18 protein-coding genes are annotated in these 18802 nt (G+C 55.5%); 7 read left to right on the top strand and 11 right to left on the bottom strand.

What is annotated here, in order from left to right; genetic code table 11:
• Window positions 1-165: 165 nt before the first annotated feature.
• From WC370_01215 to WC370_01205, 3 genes are all read right to left on the bottom strand, one after another.
• Window positions 166-510 carry a hypothetical protein gene (locus WC370_01215; GenBank protein MFA5308091.1) on the bottom strand — a complete coding sequence of 115 codons (345 nt, stop codon included), beginning with the start codon at window positions 508-510 and terminating at the stop codon, window positions 166-168.
• A 237-nt stretch (window positions 511-747) separates the two neighbouring features.
• Entirely contained in the window at window positions 748-1068 is a 321-nt protein-coding gene (locus tag WC370_01210; protein ID MFA5308090.1) for a winged helix-turn-helix domain-containing protein, read from the bottom strand.
• Window positions 1069-1161: 93 nt separating this feature from the next.
• On the bottom strand, window positions 1162-1959 hold the full coding sequence (locus WC370_01205) for a prepilin peptidase (GenBank protein ID MFA5308089.1): 798 nt from the start codon (window positions 1957-1959) through the stop codon (window positions 1162-1164).
• A gap of 362 nt (window positions 1960-2321) precedes the next feature.
• Here WC370_01205 and WC370_01200 point away from each other — a divergent pair, with 362 nt between their 5' ends.
• Window positions 2322-2747, top strand: a complete 426-nt coding sequence (locus WC370_01200; GenBank protein ID MFA5308088.1) for a type II secretion system protein — start codon at window positions 2322-2324, stop codon at window positions 2745-2747.
• 1270 nt (window positions 2748-4017) lie between these two features.
• Here WC370_01200 and WC370_01195 read toward each other — a convergent pair.
• The 6 genes from WC370_01195 to WC370_01170 all read right to left on the bottom strand — a co-directional run bounded on the left by WC370_01195 (window position 4018) and on the right by WC370_01170 (window position 11214).
• Window positions 4018-4899, bottom strand: a complete 882-nt coding sequence (locus WC370_01195; protein ID MFA5308087.1) for a hypothetical protein — start codon at window positions 4897-4899, stop codon at window positions 4018-4020.
• A 373-nt stretch (window positions 4900-5272) separates the two neighbouring features.
• Window positions 5273-6388 carry a PilT/PilU family type 4a pilus ATPase gene (locus WC370_01190; protein MFA5308086.1) on the bottom strand — a complete coding sequence of 372 codons (1116 nt, stop codon included), beginning with the start codon at window positions 6386-6388 and terminating at the stop codon, window positions 5273-5275.
• The gene (locus WC370_01185; GenBank protein ID MFA5308085.1) at window positions 6385-7851 is read right to left on the bottom strand and encodes a PilN domain-containing protein; all 1467 of its coding nucleotides are present in this window, start codon (window positions 7849-7851) and stop codon (window positions 6385-6387) included. The genes WC370_01190 and WC370_01185 overlap by 4 nt, the downstream gene beginning before the upstream one ends.
• Before the next feature lie 2 nt (window positions 7852-7853).
• Window positions 7854-8390, bottom strand: coding sequence for a hypothetical protein (locus WC370_01180; GenBank protein MFA5308084.1), 537 nt, complete (start codon window positions 8388-8390; stop codon window positions 7854-7856).
• Window positions 8391-8440: 50 nt separating this feature from the next.
• A complete protein-coding gene (locus tag WC370_01175; protein MFA5308083.1) occupies window positions 8441-9649 on the bottom strand; it encodes a type II secretion system F family protein in 1209 nt (402 codons plus the stop codon).
• Between the two features lie 47 nt (window positions 9650-9696).
• Complete coding sequence (locus tag WC370_01170) at window positions 9697-11214, bottom strand: GspE/PulE family protein (GenBank protein ID MFA5308082.1); 1518 nt, start codon at window positions 11212-11214, stop codon at window positions 9697-9699.
• Window positions 11215-11543: 329 nt separating this feature from the next.
• On the opposite strand from WC370_01170, the gene xerD reads away from it, so the two are divergent.
• The 6 genes from xerD to fusA all read left to right on the top strand — a co-directional run bounded on the left by xerD (window position 11544) and on the right by fusA (window position 16877).
• Window positions 11544-12452: a site-specific tyrosine recombinase XerD gene (gene xerD / locus WC370_01165; GenBank protein ID MFA5308081.1), complete on the top strand. Its 909-nt coding sequence runs from the start codon at window positions 11544-11546 to the stop codon at window positions 12450-12452.
• Between the two features lie 20 nt (window positions 12453-12472).
• On the top strand, window positions 12473-12751 hold the full coding sequence (locus WC370_01160; GenBank protein ID MFA5308080.1) for a hypothetical protein: 279 nt from the start codon (window positions 12473-12475) through the stop codon (window positions 12749-12751).
• Window positions 12752-12769: 18 nt separating this feature from the next.
• Window positions 12770-13405 carry a protein-L-isoaspartate(D-aspartate) O-methyltransferase gene (locus tag WC370_01155; GenBank protein MFA5308079.1) on the top strand — a complete coding sequence of 212 codons (636 nt, stop codon included), beginning with the start codon at window positions 12770-12772 and terminating at the stop codon, window positions 13403-13405.
• 24 nt (window positions 13406-13429) lie between these two features.
• Complete coding sequence (locus WC370_01150) at window positions 13430-14005, top strand: nitroreductase family protein (protein ID MFA5308078.1); 576 nt, start codon at window positions 13430-13432, stop codon at window positions 14003-14005.
• A 32-nt stretch (window positions 14006-14037) separates the two neighbouring features.
• Window positions 14038-14622, top strand: a complete 585-nt coding sequence (locus WC370_01145; GenBank protein ID MFA5308077.1) for a nitroreductase family protein — start codon at window positions 14038-14040, stop codon at window positions 14620-14622.
• Window positions 14623-14822: 200 nt separating this feature from the next.
• The gene (gene fusA, locus WC370_01140; protein ID MFA5308076.1) at window positions 14823-16877 is read left to right on the top strand and encodes an elongation factor G; all 2055 of its coding nucleotides are present in this window, start codon (window positions 14823-14825) and stop codon (window positions 16875-16877) included.
• A 63-nt stretch (window positions 16878-16940) separates the two neighbouring features.
• On the opposite strand, the gene WC370_01135 is transcribed toward fusA, so the two are convergent.
• Window positions 16941-17939, bottom strand: a complete 999-nt coding sequence (locus WC370_01135) for an electron transfer flavoprotein subunit alpha/FixB family protein (protein ID MFA5308075.1) — start codon at window positions 17937-17939, stop codon at window positions 16941-16943.
• A 32-nt stretch (window positions 17940-17971) separates the two neighbouring features.
• Window positions 17972-18769, bottom strand: coding sequence for an electron transfer flavoprotein subunit beta/FixA family protein (locus tag WC370_01130; protein MFA5308074.1), 798 nt, complete (start codon window positions 18767-18769; stop codon window positions 17972-17974).
• Window positions 18770-18802: the final 33 nt, after the last annotated feature.

Raw genomic sequence — 18802 nt, 5'->3', positions numbered from 1 at the left:
GGTAAAAAAAGAGACAAAGGCCCCATAGTTAACAAATGTCACTACAGAATCAGCCTATGCTATCGGGGGCGGCTTGGGAAGTGATTGAGTACTAGAACATAGTTCTAGTGAATCTAAACAAGGAATAATGCGGGGATAATTGAAAGCGGGAGGGGGGAATCCGGCTTACTGGTTTTCGGTTTCTTCATCGGGGCCGAGTAAGGATTCCAGCTGCTGGTTCAGCGCCTGGACGTCCGTGTTGTGCTGCCCTTTGCCCATGGCCATGCCGTAGCTGACGAAGAACTGGAGGAAATTGTGGAGGAGCTCCATCATCTGGCGGGAAAAATACTCGAACTCTTCCCGGGAGATGCCGTTTTTCTGCTCCAGTTTTTCTCTCAACTGGGCTTGAATAAGGTAGTTGACGAACTCCGTGCGGTTCATCTCACCGCGGTTTTCGTCTATCTGCTTGACGACGTCTTCCTTGACGATCATGATTAAATCGTCTTCATCAAGTAAAAGCGTTCTTTTCATGGGCGGATGCTACCTCATTATTATTCCCCGCCGGCGGGGGGCTTACATTCATTATTACCATCAGTCTAGCATCCAGGCATAAATATCCCCGTAAAATAAATAAACGAAACATAAAGATTTGCTTAAAGTTTCATTAATAGTTGGCGGAGAGTGGAAAGAAACATCGAGGACCAAAATAAAAAAACCCGGAGTCGCGTTTATCTCCAGGCTATGATGACTTTAAGGAGCGTACCGTTTTTACATGGGGGGTTCCGCGGCATCCAGCATGTGCATCAGGGCGTCTATGGCTTTAAGCAGTTTCAGGCCGTTTTCCGTCACCTGGTAAGCAAACATGGTATTGTCCATGCTGACCCGGTTAACGAATCCCTGGTTCACCAGATAATCCAGGTACTTTTGTATCTGGCTGTAGCTCAGGTTGGCGGTGTACATTATTTCCGTCTTGCCCGCGCCGTTTTCCCCCACCCGCAGCATGTCCGCGATAATCTCTATATTGGAGCGCCGCCGCCCTACCGCCACCCTCTGGCCCGCCGCGCCGCCGATAATCTGCCCGCCGTTCAATATCGCCCTCATACAGGACTATTGTACTGCGGTACATAAGTACTGTCAATGAAAGCAGGAGGAATAATAGCTTGAAAGAAGCGGCGGCGGCGCTTAAAAGAACTTTAGATACCAGTCCACAATCTGGCGCTCGAAGATCAAAGCTATGATAGGCCCGATGGCCAGGAAAGTGCCGTAGGGAATGACGTCTTTGCGGCCCTTTTTACCGGCGGCCAGCAGGTATATGGCCACCACGCCCCCGATAACCACCCCGATAAGCATGGAAAATACCACCAGCGGGAAACCGCTGACAAACCCGATGAGCGCCACCAGTTTGACGTCACCCATGCCCATCGCGCCCGGCCGGATGATGGCGATCAACAGGAAAAACACGAGTATCACCGCGCCGCTGGCCAGGCCGCTGTATAAGCCGTTATCCGGGTAAAATATCCGGCCCGGGAAAAAATCCGCGCCCGGCACGAAGGAGTTTACCGCCATGATGACCAGGGCGATGCCCGCCGCCGGATAGGTAATCCGGTTCAATATCAGCTGGTGCTCCCAGTCTATGAACATGATTACCAGGAAAACGCAGCCCCAGAAAACGGTAATGCCGAACCAGGCGCTTAACCCGTACTGCCAGTAGGCCAGGAAAAAGAGCAGCCCGCCGGCCGCTTCCACCGTTAGCATTCTTAGGGGCAACCGGGCCCGGCAGTAGCGGCAGCGCCCGCGTAAAAAAAGGTAACTGGCGATAGGGATAAGATCCGTCAGCTTGAGCGGGTGCTGGCAGGCGTCACAGTGAGAAGCCGGAAAGTTCAATGACTTGCGCCGCGGCAGGCGGTCGATGCAGACATTGAGAAAACTGCCCGTGGCGATACCCACCAGGGTGAAGAGGATGGCCAGTTGGATTATCATATATTTTACAGGTCATTGCTCCGCCCGCAATGACGTTTCTCATCTTTCGTTACATTGTGACGGGTTTCGCCGTAAGAGTCAACAGCAGCCCTCCCTCTAATTTTGCGGAAAGTCACTCTTTACAAATCAGGGATAACCCTCAATCAAAATAAGGGTCAGTATTATAGTCGTCCCCCGTCAGGATTTTATAAGCTATATCTGCATGTCACTTTACTTACCACAATTACCACCGGGCCGATGATAGGACTTTATTCCCATCATGGCGTGGGACTAATACGTCATTGAAGTAAAAATCCATTGTGCTAAGCTTGAATTAGAGAAATAAATAAAAAAAAAGGCGAATCTTGCAGGAGGTACTCAGAATGAAAAAGTTTCTCAAAAAGTTCCGCTATGGACAAAAAGGCTTCACCCTTATCGAGTTGCTGGTGGTCGTAGCCATTCTCGGCGTGCTGGCAGCCGTGGCCGTGCCTAACGTGGGCAAGTTCATCGGCAAGGGCAAGGCCGAGGCCAAGGAGACCGAGCTGGCCAACGTGGTCACCGCCGTCACCGCCGCTATGGCCGACGCCATTGTCGGTACTATTCCCGGCGAGGCTCCTTTTTCTTTCGGCAACGGCGACTATGATACCACAACCCCCGGAGTAGATGTAACCGTCGGTACGGGCATCACTGTAGGGCAGTATCTCGCCGGTGGGGTTAATAAGGTTACCGGCGCTTACTCCATCGCCGCCGATGGCACCGTTACCCAGCTCTGGTTCACCGGCGACGAAACACCCACCACCGGCGACTAATGACAATATAGAAATAATGTAGCCAAAAAGCCAAAGAGCCTGCCAGCCGATCATTCTGAATACCGCTGGCAGGCTTTCCGTTGTCATTACGGGGAGTCCCGCTCACCCTGAGTGAGCGACTTTGTCGCCATCCCGTATGACGCAGGAATCGGGACCTGTCGAAGGGTCCAGCGCAGGCTGGAATCCATCTTTGGAATACGTGAATGCCCGGTAATCATAAATGAATTCTGGCCGGAGTTTACACTGAACGGAGTGAATGCGCCAGAATGACAACCCTTGCGGCCATCCCGCCGCCTTATCCACCCCCGCTCACCCTGAGTGAGCGACTTTGTCGCCATCCCGTATGACGCAGGAATCGGGACCTGTCGAAGGGTCCAGCGCAGGCTGGAATCCATCTTTGGCATACGTGAATGCCCGGTAATCATAAATGAATTCTGGCCGGAGTTTACACTGAACAGAGTGAATGCGCCAGAATGACAACCCTTGCAACCATCCCGCCGCCTTATCCACCCCCGCTCACCCTGAGCCCTGTCGAAGGGTCCAGCGCAGGCTGGAATCCATCTTTGGAATACGTGAATGCCCGGTAATCATAAATGGATTCTGGCCGGAGTTTACACTGAACGGAGTGAATGCGCCAGAATGACAATCCCTTGCAACCATCCCGCCGCCTTATCCACCCCCGCTCACCCTGAGCCCTGTCGAAGGGTCCAGCGCAGGCTGGAATCCATCTTTGGCATACGTGAATGCCCGGTAATCATAAATGGATTCTGGCCGGAGTTTACACTGAACGGAGTGAATGCGCCAGAATGACAACCCTTGCAACCATCCCGCCGCCTTATCCACCCCCGCTCACCCTGAGCCCTGTCGAAGGGTGAGCTTGTCGAAGGGTGAGTCTGTCGCAGGGTCCAGCGCAAGCGGGAATCCATCGCATCCTCTCCCTTTCGTAAAGTCGCAGATTCCGCATGAAATCGGAAAGGGATAAGAGGGAGATTTAAACCCGCGTCACCATCCCCTTCCTTTTCTCCGCTAACCCCTATATACTAAAAACTGTCAACTCTAAACCGTAAACTCTTAACTATTAACTATTAACTATTAACTGTTAACTCTTCCTTATACCCGCTTACCATAAATTAAAAAACAATTACCCCGGAATTTGTAGCTGGCTTAACATATAACAAAAAACAATTATTACCTACGCCTTATACGTGGAACATTAACAAAAAATATAAAAAACAAATACAATTATTTCCCGGTATTCCCCCTGCCCTGTTTACTCTTTCGTGTACATATCCAGCTCCGCCAGGCAGTCCACGATTCTGGGCAAAGCGTAGGAGGTGGCGTGGGGCGGAGCGTTGCAGCAGGTCTTGACGAGCAGTTTGCCCCCGCAGGCCTGCTCGGCGGTATCTTTGATAATCTCCGCCAGCCGGGGATAGGCCTTTTCCGTCAGCGCCCGGGTGCCGTAGCTGTCCTGGTGGGTATCCATGCCGCAAATCCAGAAAAGCATGTCCGGTTTAAAATCCTTCACCCTCTCCGGCACGTTCTTCCGCACCAGAGCGATTTCCTCTTCATCCGAGTAGCCGTGCCCGAAGCAGAGCTTGGTAGCACTGGCCGTCAGGCTGCCCGGCTCGTAGTCCCAGCCGTAGTCGTGGCAGAAGCAGATGTGCAGCACCTCGTCATCGTCCTTAAAGATATCCCTGACGCCGTCGGCGTGGTGCGTGTCCGTGTCCACGATGGCGAAGCGTCGGGCCCTGGATTTTTCCCTGGCGTGGGGAATAGCCAGCCCGGTGACGCTGAAATAGCAGCCGCCCCAGGCGCTGTCCCGGTGGGCATGATGGCCGCCCACCCCGGCGATAGCCAAGGCATTGTCCAGCTCGCCGGAAAGCACCTTTTCCGTGGCTTCCAGCACCCCGCCGATGGAATACAGCGAGCAGCGCCAGTACTCGCCGCGCTTGACCTCATCAATCCACTTTGGCGTGTGAATGCGGGCTATCTCTTTTTCCAGCGCCGGGCGGGACTCATAGTACTTGACGTTGGGACGGGAGAACAGCCCGGCCTTCTTAATGCCCATAAAGCCGTCCGCCACGCCCATAGCCAGGCTGGAATAGGCTTCTTTGCCGCAAATATCATGGTAGAATACACCGGTCTTTTTCATGCAAGCACCCCCTGTTGAAATTATAGCAAATTGGGGGGTAAGTAGGGAAAAGAGCACACTGTCATGCTGAGGGAGCGCTACGACCGAAGCATCTCGGAGAGGCGGAAGGGGAAAATCCTAAGCTCTAAGCTCTAAACTGGGGAAACTGCACACTGTCATGCTGAGGGAGCGCTACCACCGAAGCATCTCGGAGAGGCGGAAGGGGAAAATCCTAAGCTCTAAGCTCTAAACTGGGGAAACTGCACACTGTCATGCTGAGGGAGCGCTACCACCGAAGCATCTCGGAGAGGCGGAAGGGGGGAATCCTAAGCACTAAGCTCTAAACGGGGGGAAAAGAGGGGTGTTTAGGATTTAGATATTAGCTATTAGATATTTAGCTGAACTGCGTGGTCAGCACCGGCTCCGGGCTGTTCTTCTTGGTTTCCGGTTTTTCACCGGTAAGCCGGATGATTTCATCATGGTCGTTACAGAAATCAAAGACCTGTTGCTGGGTGATGCTGCCGGCGCGGTAGAGACGGACCAGCGACTGGTCAAGCAGCTCCATACCCTGCTGGGTGTTCATGCGGATGGTGTTGGGCAGCTGGAATGTCTTGCCTTCCCTGATAAGGTTCCGGACGGCGGCGTTGGCCAGCAAGACCTCGATAGCCGCCACCCGGCCGGTGCCATCGGCTTTAGGCACCAGCGCCTGGCAGAATATGCCCAGCAGCAGCGAGGCGATACGGGTCTGGGCCAGGGAACGCTCGTGGGGAGGGAACATGTTGGCGATACGCTCCACGGCCTGGGCGGTGCTGGGGGCATGGCCGGTAGTCAGGACAAGGTGGCCGGTCTCCGCCACGGTCAGCGCCGTCGAGGCGGTTTCCAGGTCACGCATTTCACCGACGAGTATGACATCCGGGTCCTGCCGCAGCACGTGCCTTAAAGCCTCGGCGAAAGACAGCGTGTCACGCCCCAGTTCGCGCTGGGTGATGGTGCATTTTTTATTTACATAGGTGTATTCGATAGGGTCCTCGATAGTTATCACGCGGCGGTTTTCCTTGCTGTTCAGGTAGTCAATCATCGAGGCGAGCGTGGTGGACTTGCCGCTGCCGGTAGGGCCGCTGATAACCACCAGGCCGCGCGGCCGCATCACTAGCTCTTTACAGACCTTGGGCAAGCCCAGGTCCTCCGGGGTGGGAATCGCGGCCGGCAATAGACGGGCGACCACGCTGGTGGTATCCTGCTGCTTGGCGGCGTTAAAACGCACCCGGCCGACTTCCGGGACAGTGCGCCCGAAATCCAGCTCCAGGTTATTATGAAAATCGGCCATCTCTTTCTCAGTAGCAACGTGTTTCAAAGCCTCCTCGATATCATCGGCGGAAAGCACCGGCATATCCGTCGCCGCCATCAGGCTGCCGTGCACGCGGTACAGCGGCGGGCTGGACACAACCATGTGAAGGTCAGAGGCATTTTTTTTCTTACCGAGCTGTAATAAAGCTACAATGTCTGTCAATTTCTATTCTCCTCCAGGATGCAGGTAAGGGAATAATCCACGTAAGTTTCTTCTTCATCCTCGCTGAGTTTAATTGAAGCGATGGTTATTTCCGAGAACCTGCCGGTATCTTCAAGATTCCGGACAAACTCCAGGACTTCCTGCTCGGTAGACGCTTTGCCGTTAATGCTTAACTCGCCGCCGTTATGGTTGACAGCCTCCAGGTACAGGTCCGGGACCATGTTATCAACGGTGGCGCCGATATCCGTGTTCATCAATTCCCCGGTCTTGTTCAGGCTCTTGAGCGCGCTGGAGTACACCTGGTAAGCCTGTTCCGCGTCAGTCAGCTGCGCCTGCGTATCCGTGATGGCCTGCAATATCGTTTTCTTGTCACTCTGCTTTTTTTCCAGGATGAACTGGGTATTCTGGAGCTGGCTCTGGGCGGTATTGATATCCGCCGCAGCGTTTTGCACCATTACCGTCAGCAGAATGATAATACCTATAGCGATGCCGGTGGCCGGTATCGCCATCAGGCGGCTCATGGGCACCTGCTTGGGTAAATACGGCTCCGGCAAGGTGTTGAAATTGGGAAGCAGCACGCCGCCCTCTTTGTATATCTCTTTAAGGGCCAGTCCCGCGTTAACCAGATACCGCGAGGGGTCAAGCTGCTTGATGCATTTTAAGGGGGAAGTGAGTAATACGGGTGTGAAACCCAGGTCATGGGCCAGGGACTCATAAATATCCGTTTCATCGGCCATTTCACCGGATACATACATCGTGGTACCCGGCTGAATCTGGTTTTCATTATTATTGGAATTGAAGAACTGGACCGTACGCTTAACGTCTTCTTTAACCATGTCCAGTTTTTCCTGTGTCGGCAGCGATTCCTGGGGGAAGGAGACGGTACGTATCGGCTGGGGCATGCCCTGCTGCATGATGATAATGTCGAACTCTTTGGACTGCACGTCAACGATAAGCGCGGTGCTTTCCTTGGCCAGCCTGGCCAGGGCCAGGGGTTTAATATCCATCAGGTAAGGCTTACAGCCGGCCTGAGCGAAAACCCGCATTACCATGTCTGCTATCTGGCGGGGCATGGCCACCAGGAAAGCCTGAATTTTTCCCTGGGTGGTGGAAACTATCTGCCAGGATATATAGAGCTGTTCCAGCGGCACGGGCAGCACCCGCCTGGCTTCCCGGGTGATGGCTTCTTTCACCATCGGCCGCGGCAGCTCAGGCAAAATGACGGGGCGGGTCAAACAGTGCAGGCCGCTAATGCCGAGAATGATTTTCTTTTCATTGACCTTGTTGGACTTGAGGAGGAAGGAGATTTTCTCGGCCAGCTGATTCTCTTTTTCCGGAGTATCGATATCAGCAAGACCAATGTCCAGCGGCATATCCGCCAGCTTGGTAATGCGCCGGCCACGGGTAACCATCAGGCGGATGCTGGTATCGTTAATGTAAATGGATGTGGAATTATTAGCCATATCTAGCTTCCCTCATACGTATAAACGATGAAGTTGATACTGGCCTCGCTCAGCTCATCGGTTTCAATCGCGGCGACCTTTATCTGGACGGACTGGATAAAGCCGGTGCTGAAATTGTTATTCATGCCGGCGATAAAGTCGATAATATCCGTCAGCTCACCCGCGGCGGTGGCCCGGAGAGAAATCACCGCGCAGGGGACGCCCTGGTAGTTGTCCGAGCCTATCTGGCTGGTGCCCATGACGGTAACTTCAACGCCGTAGTACGCCGCTATTTCATACAGCTTATCGGTGACATCCACGCTGTTAATCTGCTGGCGCAGCTTGTTTTTTACTTCCGCCAGCTGCTGCTCGGTGTCTTCAAGCTGCTGGGTAAGCTCTTCCATCTGTATCTGGAACTGGGTGGTATCCATGTTGTTCACCCTCATTTGATACGCAGACAGATCTGTGCCCAGTTTGCCCTGCTCTTTGACCTGCCCGGAACGGGTGATGCCCAGTCCCGCCAGCACGACCACGAAGATACCGGCGGAAAGTATTATCAAGCCCGGCTTGCTGAATTTTAAACTTTTTATTTTCTTAATCATAATGTTAACTAAAATGTCTGCCCGTACATCGAATACATAGCCGATACCATGGAAAGCGCGATAAGGCCGACAACCCCGCCGATAAATATGGTCATCACCGGCTGAATCATGCTGATCAAACTCTTGGTCTTGTCCTGCGCTTCAGCTTCATAGTTATTGGCGACCGCCTGCAAGGAGGCGTCCAGACTGCCGGTCTCTTCCCCCACCTTGACCATCTGCACCATCATCGGCAGGAAAAGCGGGCTCTTGGACATCGGCTTGGCCAGCCCTTCGCCTTTGAGCATCTCCGTCTGCACATTGTAAAGCGCCTGCGCCATGACCCGGTTGGTACTGCCCTGAATTACCAGGGGCATTATCTCCGTCAGCGGCAGGCCGGCGGTATAAAGCAGGGAAATGCTGCGCGAGCAGCGGGCAAGCTCGTTAAGGTGCCGGACTCTGCCCAGTATCGGAATACGGAGCATGATACGGTCCAGGTTATATTTGCCGTCTGATGTTTTGAAATAAATCATAAGCAGAGCGGCCGTGATAAAAACACTGAGAATGATAACCATGAAATATTGCTTGAGAATCACCGAGGCGCTCAACATCATCCTGGTGAGAGCGGGCAGCTGCGCCCCGAGGTCGCTGTAAAAGCCGGCGAATGCCGGTAATACGAAGAACATAAGCAACATCACCACCGCCATCGCCACGAACAGGGCGACAGCCGGATACATCAGGGCGCCCTTGATTCCCTTGCGGGTCACCTGTTCCTTCTCCATATATTCCGCCACCTGCCGCAGCATGGTTTCCAGGCCGCCGGTCTGCTCGCCGATGCTCAGGGTACGGCAGCTCAGAGGATTAAAAACCTCCGGGTGGCGGTTCATGGCCACGGAGAGCTGGTTGCCGGCACGGATATCGGAGATGACTTCCATAACCACTTTCTTCAGATTATGGTTGGATATCTGGTCTTTTAAAAGCTCCAGCGCGGTAACGATGTTGACGCCGGACTCTATCAGCAGGGCGAGCTGACGGAAAAGCATGATGATATCCGTAGTTTTAACGGGGAACAGCCCGGCCGTCAGATTGCCCAGGCTGAAGAAAGGCATGTAAGGGTGCAGGTTAATCAGGCGGTAGCCGGCAAAGCCGAGCATCTCGGAAATGGCTTCCTCGCCGACAGCCGTCAGTTTCCCTTTAACAATTTCGCCCGATTCACTACAGGCTACGTACTGATAAATCATCCGTCTTTCTTGTTTTTCCCTTGCTGATTCAGGTCTCCGTTATTTTATCAGACCACGGAATAGGTATTGCGCAGGACTTCCGCGGGGGTGGTAATGTTTTTCCGTACCTTTCTCATGCCGTCTTTCAGCAGCGTGTCCATGCCGTCTTTGATAGCCTGAGTTCGCAGCTCGCCGGCGTTAGCCCCTTTTACCAGGAGGGATTTGAAGGCATCGGAGGTGCAGAGTATTTCAAATATACCCGTCCGTCCCCGGTAGCCGCTGTTGGCGCAGGACTTGCAGCCGGCGCCGTGGTAGAACTCGCTCTTCTCCTCCCCTATTTCCTGGCTGTAAATAACGTTCTCTTCCGGGGAGGCTTTCACCGGGCGGGAGCACTTGGGGCAGTTACAGCGCACCATGCGCTGGGCCACCACGCCGATTAAAGCGGAGGAGACCAGGAAAGGCTCCACACCGAGGTCGAGCAAACGCGTGACCACGCCCACCGCGTCATTGGCATGGATGGAGGAAAGCACCAGGTGGCCGGTAAGGGCCGACTGGATAGCGATATTGGCCGTCTCCGCGTCACGAATCTCACCGATTAATATGACATCGGGGTCAAGCCGGAGAATGGACCTCAAGCCGCTGGCGAAAGTGACGCCGGCGCGCTGGTTTACCTGTATCTGATTGATGTTGGAGAAGCGGTATTCCACCGGGTCTTCCACGGTGATAATATTGCGTTCCGACTGGTCCAGGGAGTTAAGCGAAGCATACAGCGTGGTGGTCTTGCCGGCGCCGGTGGGGCCGCTGACCAGAATTACACCGTAGGGGACTTTGAGCATCTTTTCATATATGACCAGACTATCCGGCAGGAACCCCAGCTCCGAAAGATTCAGGCTGGCCCTGGACTTGTCCAGGAGACGAAGCACCGCCATTTCCCCGTATACGGTAGCGATGATGGCGACACGGATATCTATCATCCGCCCCTTGGCCTTAACGGAAAACTGCCCGTCTTGCGGGCGGTGATGTTCGGCGATGTTCATATTGGCCAGAATCTTGATGCGGGAAATAAGCTGCGTCAGGGTGGTGAGGGGAAGGGAGAACATGTCATGCAGCGTGCCGTCAATACGATAGCGCACCCGCAGGTTATCTTCACCGGGGTGGAGGTGGATATCGGACGCCCGGGCTTTCACGGCTTCATCGATAATCAGCGTCAACGCCTGGGCCACCGGAGCTTCCGTATCCGTGTTGATCACGAACTGATTGTTGGCCTTGCTGTCAGCGGCGAAAGGAATACTGGATATCTGCTTCTCTATCTGCTCGTAGTCTTTGTAATTGAGGTCGATAGCTTCATTGACTTCATCCGCCGGGGCGGCTTCGGCCTCGATGCGCATCTGGCTCCAGCTGGCCAGCGCTTCCAGGGCGAGGATATCGGACGGGTTAGCCATAGCCACCCGCAGGATATTGCCTTGAATATCCACCGGTATGGCCAGGTGCTTACGCGCCATCGTCTCCGGAATGAGACGTAAAGCCTCCGGCTCAGGTGATTTTCTGCGTAAAATGTTTCTGGCTTCTTCGATAGGTACTACCATAACAGGAATGCCTTAATGAATTTATACGTGATTACTACTGAATCCATCATATCTATATTTCGTACGGTAAACAATAGCCATTTGGTAATAGTACCGGTGAGCGTATTTTGCAGGTAAAGATACGCTTCCCTGTTCCAGGGGTTACTAGAGTACCGGGTGCCGCCATTACATTTTTCTGCCGGCAGTATTATAATGTTTTAGACTTAAAAAATATCCCGTACTTATCAGCAGGTGGTTTCGCCCTTTTTTATGTTAAAATATTATGTTAAAATAGGGATTGAAAACCTGAAAGACAAGGTCGGCGGATAATCCGGCCGCGAGGAGACATGATGAAAGAGCCAATCGAAAGCTTTCTGCATTACCTGGCAGTGGAGAAAGGATATTCGGAACATACCATATCCGCCTACCGGAACGACCTCACCGGGCTAACGGAATTTGCTCTGAAGCAAGCCAACCTTCAGCGTTCCCCCTCCTGGGCCAATTTCACGCGGCAGGAAATGCTGGGCTATATGCTCGACCTCAAGGAAAGGGGCTACGTGGCTACCACCATGGCCAGGAAGGTAGCGGCGTCCCGCTCTTTCTTCAGTTTCATGGTGGCGGAAGGGCAGATAAAGACCGACCCCACGGAAAATATGAGCTCCCCCAGCGTGGGCAAGGCGCTGCCCAAGCCGATACCGCTGGCGCAGGTGCGTCTGCTGCTGGAACAGCCGGCCAAACTCAGCACCTCCGAGGCCCGGCGGGACCGCGCCATGCTGGAACTACTTTATGCCAGCGGCATGAGGATAAGCGAACTGGTGGCGCTCAACATGGGCGATGTCAACTTCGAGGGGGACTACTTCGTGCGGTGCCTGGGCAAAGGCAGAAAAGAGCGCATCATACCCCTCTACCAGAATATCGCCGCGGCGGTAAAAAAATACGTTGACGAAGACCGTCCCAAGCTGGCCCACGGGCATAAAGAGACGGCGCTTTTCCTTAACGCACGCGGGGACAGGCTGACCCGGCAGGGGTTCTGGCAGAAGCTGAAGGAATACGCCAAGTCCGCCGGCCTAAGCCCCCAGATCAGTCCGCATACCCTGCGGCACAGCTTCGCCACGCACATGCTCAGCGGCGGCGCGGACTTAAGGTCGGTGCAGGAACTGCTGGGACATGCCAACATTTCCACCACCCAGGTCTATACCCACCTGACCACCGAAGAAGTGCGGCGGTCTTATGATAAGTCTCATCCCAGAGCTAAATAGAAAATAACCGGAGGTAACGGATGCCCGCAAAATCAAAACACGGCAGAGGCAAGCATCCTCACAAGAATAAACTCAGACAGCGGCCCGCCGGGACCGGCCTGCCGCAGCAGCAGGTCACCCAGGATGCCGTCAAACCGGTGGCGGCGCCCGTCCGTACCGTGAGCACGGCCGGAGCCAAGGCGGCCGCGCCGGCTGCCACGATAGATACCTCATACATCGTCGGGGAACTAAAGCGTATCGGCATTCTCACGGCTATTACCGTCGTCCTGTTGATTGTTTTAACTATCATCTTCAAGTAGTTTTTCACGGCGAGTATGATGGATTTTGCAGCAGCCCGGGCCGGACTGATAGCGCATCTTGGTTCCGAGATTAAAGACGAGCGGGTGCTGGCGGCCATGTCCCGCATTCCCCGCGAGCTATTCGTGCCGGAGCAAAGCCGCAGCCTGGCTTATGAAGATAGCCCGCTGCCAATCGGCTGGGAACAGACTATTTCCCAGCCCTTTATTATCGCCCTGATGACGGAAGCGCTGGAGCTTACCGGTAAAGAGAAGGTGCTGGAGATAGGCACGGGCAGCGGCTACCAGACGGCCATCCTGGCGGAACTGGCGGCCAAAGTGATATCCGTGGAACGCATCCCCGCCCTGGCGGAGTCCGCCGGGAAAGTGCTGGACCGCCTGGGCTATAACAACATCGAGATATACCCGGCGGGAGAAAGGCTGGGCCGGGAACAGGACGCCCCTTATGACGCCATACTGGTAACCGCCGCCGCCCCGGAGATACCGGAGACGCTTATAGCGCAGCTGGCGGAAGGCGGCAGAATGGTAATACCGGCTGGCCCGCGGCATGTCCAGGAACTATATAAGGTAATCAAGGAAAGAGACGGCCAAACCGTCCGTAAGCTCGGCGGCTGCCGTTTCGTGGCATTGATAGGCAAAGACGCCTGGGAAAATTAACCGAATAGCTTGCGGAGGACGACGATGGATGTTTTAGACGCCATTAAAAACCGGAGAAGCATACGGCACTATAAAAACGACCCGGTAGATGACGCCAAGGTCCGGGCGGTCCTCGAAGCAGCGCACTGGGCCCCCTCCTGGGGCAACTTCCAGTGCTGGCGCTTTATCGTAGTGCGGGACGCCAAAACCAAAGCAGAGGTCGCCGGCTGCCTGATGAAAGAAAAGGTAGACAACGAGTGGCTGGAAAGCGCCGCCAGTTTATCCATCAAGCAGGCCCCGGTGCTGATAGTAGTCTGCGCCGAGAAAGCCAGGGCCGGCTGCAACGCCGAAGGCACCCCCATTACCGATAAAGGCGAGTACTGGTTCATGTTCGATATCGCCCTGGCTACGGAAAACCTGGTGCTGGCCGCCCACGCCATGGGGCTGGGTACGGTTATCGTGGGGGGGTTCGACGCTGTCAAGGCGGCTAAAATCCTGGAGGTGCCGCTGGAATACGCGGTGGTCACGATGACGCCGATGGGCGTGCCCAACCATAAAGGTCAGGTATCCCCGCGCAAGCAGCTTTCAGAAGTGCTCTTCAACGAAAAATACGGCCGTTAGCCATATACCTATTAATAGTGAAGGAGAATCACATGGAAGTATTCGAGGCTATTAAAAGCAGGCGGAGTATCCGGAAATACAAGGCCGACCCCGTGGACGACAAGAAAATAGACGCCATCCTGGAAGCCGGGCGCTGGGCGCCTTCCTGGGCGAACACCCAGTGCTGGAAGTTCGTGGTGTTACGCGATGCCAAAGTAAGGGCGGCGCTGGGCGAAAGCCTGAGCAATATAAAGCTGCCGGACAAGGAAATACCCAATCCCGGCACCCTGGCCATCAATACCGTGCCGGTGGTTATAGCCGTATGCGCGGAAATAGGCAAGTCCGGCACCAAGCCGGGGGCGGGGGGCGGCGGCGAATACGTTACCGATAAAGGCGACTGGTTTATGTTCGATACCGCTCTGGCGGTGCAGAACATGGTGCTGGCCGCCCACGCGCAGGGGCTGGGGACGGTGATTATCGGGGCTTTTGACGCGGCCAAGGCGGAGAAAGCCATCAATGTGCCCAAGGGCTACCGTATCGTCACTTTCTTCCCGGTAGGCGTACCGGCCCAGGAAGGCAAAGCCCCGCCGCGCAAGGAACTGGCGGATATCGTCATCAAGGACAAATTCGGGAAATAGGAGTGCTTGACCGCTCATCCTGAGCCTTGTCTAAGGATGGATTTTACAGTCGAGACCTCATGGTCCAACGTGCTCATCATGAGCGTAATTATATAATTCATAGTTTGTCGACAGGATATTGCCGTCCGTTGCTTCGCTTGCCGCGCGCGGGTGACTGCGGTTATAATAGTACACGAAAACTATAGAGAGCAGGTGGATTCATGCCTAAATACGGTCCGGATAACATTCATAACGTCGTTCTTCTATCCCACGGAGGTGCCGGCAAGACATCAATATCCGAGGCGATGCTGTTCAACGCCGGTGTTATCAACCGTATCGGCAAGGTGGATGAGGGCTCTTCCACATCCGACTATGAACCGGACGAGGCCAAACGCCGCATCAGCATCAACCTTTCCATACTGCCCATGCCCTACCGGGACAAGAAAATCAATGTCCTCGACGCTCCCGGCTACACCGACTTTGTCGGGGAGGTAAAGGCGGGGATGCGCGTCAGCGAGAGCGCGATAATCGTTATCTGCGCCGCTTCCAGCGTGGAAGTGGGCACGGAAATGACCTGGGGCTACTGCGAAGAAGCCAAACTGCCGCGCCTTATCGTGGTCAACAAAATGGACCGGGAGAACGCGGACTTCGCCAAGGTGGTCAACGACGCCAAGAACAAGCTGGGCGCCAAGTGCGTCCCGCTGCAAATACCCATCGGCGCACACACCAGCTTCCAGGGAGTGGTGGACCTGCTGACGATGAAAGCCTATACCGGCTCCCCCACCCAGGAAGTGGAAGTCCCGGCGGACATCAAAGACCAGGCCAAGGCCTACCGCGAAAAACTGGTCGAGTCCATCGCGGAAAATGACGATACATTAATCGAGAAATACCTGGGCGGCGAAGAAATCGGGCTGGACGTGCTCAACGCCACCCTGAGAAAAGCGGTTATCAGCGGCAGTATCGTGCCGATGCTGGCCAGCTCGGCGCTGCAAAATGTGGCGATTAACCGGGTGCTGGAAGCCATCTGCGACTACCTGCCGCTGCCCAAGGAACAGAAAATTTCCACCGCCAGCGGCGAAATAGACCCGTCGGACAGCGCTCCCTTAGCGGCGCTGGTGTTCAAGACCACCGCCGACCCCTACGTGGGCAAGCTGACCTATTTCCGCGTTTATAACGGCGTTATCACCAGCAACTCTCAGGCTTACAACGCCAACCAGGGCGCGGTGGAACGCATCGGGCAGCTTTATTTCATGCGCGGCAAGACCCAGGAACCGGTAGCCGAGGTCAGGGCCGGGGACATCGGGGCGGTAGCCAAGCTGAACGTGACCGCCACCGGCGATACGCTGTGCGCCCAGGACAAACAGCTAAAGCTTACGCCCATCGTCTTCCCCACCCCCATTTTCCGCGAGGCGGTTTATCCCCGGACCAAGACGGACATAGATAAAATGGGGTCGGGTCTAACCAGGCTGGCGGAAGAAGACCCCACCCTGAAAGTACACCGCGAGCTGGGCACCGGCGAGATGATTATGTCCGGCATAGGAGACACGCACCTGGCGGTAGCGGCGGAGAAAATGCAGCGCAAGTTCGGGGTGAACGTGGACCTGGCCACCCCCAAGGTGCCTTACCGCGAGACTATCACTACATCGGCCAAGGCGGAATACAAGCACAAGAAACAGTCCGGCGGCCACGGGCAGTACGGCCACGTGCTGCTGGAGCTGGAGCCGCTGCCGGAGCGCGGCGAGAATGAATTCACGGAGAAAGTGGTGGGCGGCAGAGTGCCCAGGAATTTCTTCCCGGCGGTGGAAAAGGGCGTGGTGGAAGCCTACAGCGAGGGCAGTCTGTGCGGCTACCCGGTGGTAGGCATTAAAACGACGCTTTACGACGGCAGCTACCACGAGGTGGACTCATCGGAAATCTGCTTCAAGATAGCGGGAGGCGGGGCATTCAAGAAAGGCATGTTGGAGGGACGGCCGATTCTGCTGGAGCCGATTATGAATTTAAAGGTCACCGTGCCCAACGACCTCACCGGGGACATCATCGGCGACCTCAACACCAAACGGGCGCGCGTCTTGGGGATGAACCCGCAGGGCGATATCAATACCATCGAGGCGCAGGCGCCGCTGGCGGAAATCCAGCGCTACACCATCGACCTGAAGTCCATGACACAGGGACGGGCTTCCTATACCGTGGAGTTCGACCATTATGAAGAGGTGCCGGCTAATATCACCCAGAAACTGGTAGCCCAGAGACAGGCGGAGAAAGCGGAAAAGACCTAGTCCGTCACTCTAGCTGATTCAGAATAAACGAGGCGTCCCGCCCAAAACGGGGCGCCTTTCTTTTCAGGCGGCGGCCAGATCTTTGAGCTTCTGGATAAATGCCGGCAGCACTTTCTTCCAGTCCCCCACCACCCCGAAGCGAGCCTGCTTGAAGATATTGGCCTCTTTATCTTTATTGATAGCGACGATGGTCTTGGAGCCGGAGCAGCCGCTCATGTGCTGGCTGGAGCCGGAGATAGCCACGGCGATATAGACCTCCGGGGCGATTATCTTGCCGGTCAGGCCGATTTGCGCCGTGTCCGCAATCCAGTTATTGTCGCAAGGGGGACGGCTGGCACCCACCGCGCCTTTCAGCAATCTGGCCAGCTCGTCAAGCTGTTTGAAGCCGTCAGCCCCGCCGATGCCCCTCCCCCCGGAAACGACCACCTGGGCGTCTTCCAGCTTGATGCCGGCTACCTCTTCCACCACCCTTTCCGTGATTTTTGCCTTGATAACGGCGGCGTCTATCTCCACCGGCAGGTTAACCACTTCTCCCTTGCGGGCGGGGTCCGGGGCTAGAGCGGCCATCGCTTTAGTGCGGATAGTCACTATCTGGGGGTCGGCGGCGGCGGTAAAGACAGCCTGGGCGTTGCCGCCATAGACCGGCTTGGTCTGCAAGAGTCGCCTGGTATCAGCGTCAATCGCCAGGTCGACGCAGTCCAGGGTAGCGGCGGCGCCCAGCCGGAAAGCCAAGCGCGGCGCCAGTTCGCGCCCGGAGTCCGTCTGCCCCATGATGACGATAGCGGGTTTTACCTGATTGACGGCTTTTTCCAGCGCCGCCAGGTAAGCGTCCGCCTGATATTCTTTAAGCTGCGGCGTATCGATGACATAGACTTTATCTGCGCCCTGGGCGACAGACTGCGGGGCGACAGCGGCGATGCCGCCGCCGATGATAACGGCCGCCAGCTCCTGCCCCAAGTCGTCCGCCAGCTTGCGGCCGATGCCCAGGGCTTCCGCGGCGATGGGCAGGATTTTATCGCCTTTTATTTCACAGTAAACGACTACACCCTTAAAGTCAGACATGATTGGTTTACTCCTACCGTTAATATACGATATTAAAGAACTTTAGCTTCCCGCAGCCGGACGGCCAGGTTAGCCGCCATTTCTTCCGGGGTATCTCCTGCGGCGATTTCACACTGGCCCTCATGCACCGGCTGGAACAGCTTACGCAGCGCTGTCTTGCGCCCGGAGGCGCCCGCCTCGGCAGGCGCGATGCCGATATCCGCGGGTTTCCAGACCAGCGGTTCTATTTTCTTGGCGGTCATGATGCCCTTGATGGTGGGGTAGCGGGGCTGGCCGATTTCATTGCTCACGGTGACCACCGCCGGCAGGGATGTCACTACCACATCATAGCCCTCCGAGTTTACCCTCTCCACCCTCAGTCCATCGTCCTTGGCCTCAATCCGGCGCGCCAGGGTGACACAGGGCAAACCGAGTATTTCCGCGATAGCGGGGCCGGTCTGCCCGGCGTTAGTGTCCGAAGCCTCACGCCCGCACAGGACTAGATTATAGTCGCCCTTCTTTTGAATAGCGGCGGCCAGGGCCGCGGCGGTAGCGTAAGCATCGCCGCCAGCGTAGGCCTCGTCCTCAAGCAGGATAAGCTCATCGGCGCCCATGGCCAGCGTTTTCTTGACGACCTCCCGCAGCAGGTTAACACCCAGGCTCAAAACGGTCACTTTACCGCCGCCGGCTTCCTTAAGCTTTAAGGCGGCCTCCACGGCAATCTCGCCATAGGGGTCCAGCACCGGGGGCACGCCGCGCATTTCCGCTTTATTGGCGGCGGCGTCTATTTTAAAGCTGGCCGGCGGCGCCTCGGGGTCGATTACCTGCTTAACGCAAACGATAATATTCATGTTAACAGTGTTTTCCTTAAAGATTTTTACCGG

The sequence above is a fragment of the Dehalococcoidales bacterium genome (assembly GCA_041652735.1).
Lineage (GTDB): Bacteria > Chloroflexota > Dehalococcoidia > Dehalococcoidales > RBG-16-60-22 > RBG-13-51-18.
The sequence above is the reverse complement of the archived record's forward strand: the minus strand, read 5'-3'. Positions and strand labels throughout refer to the sequence as shown.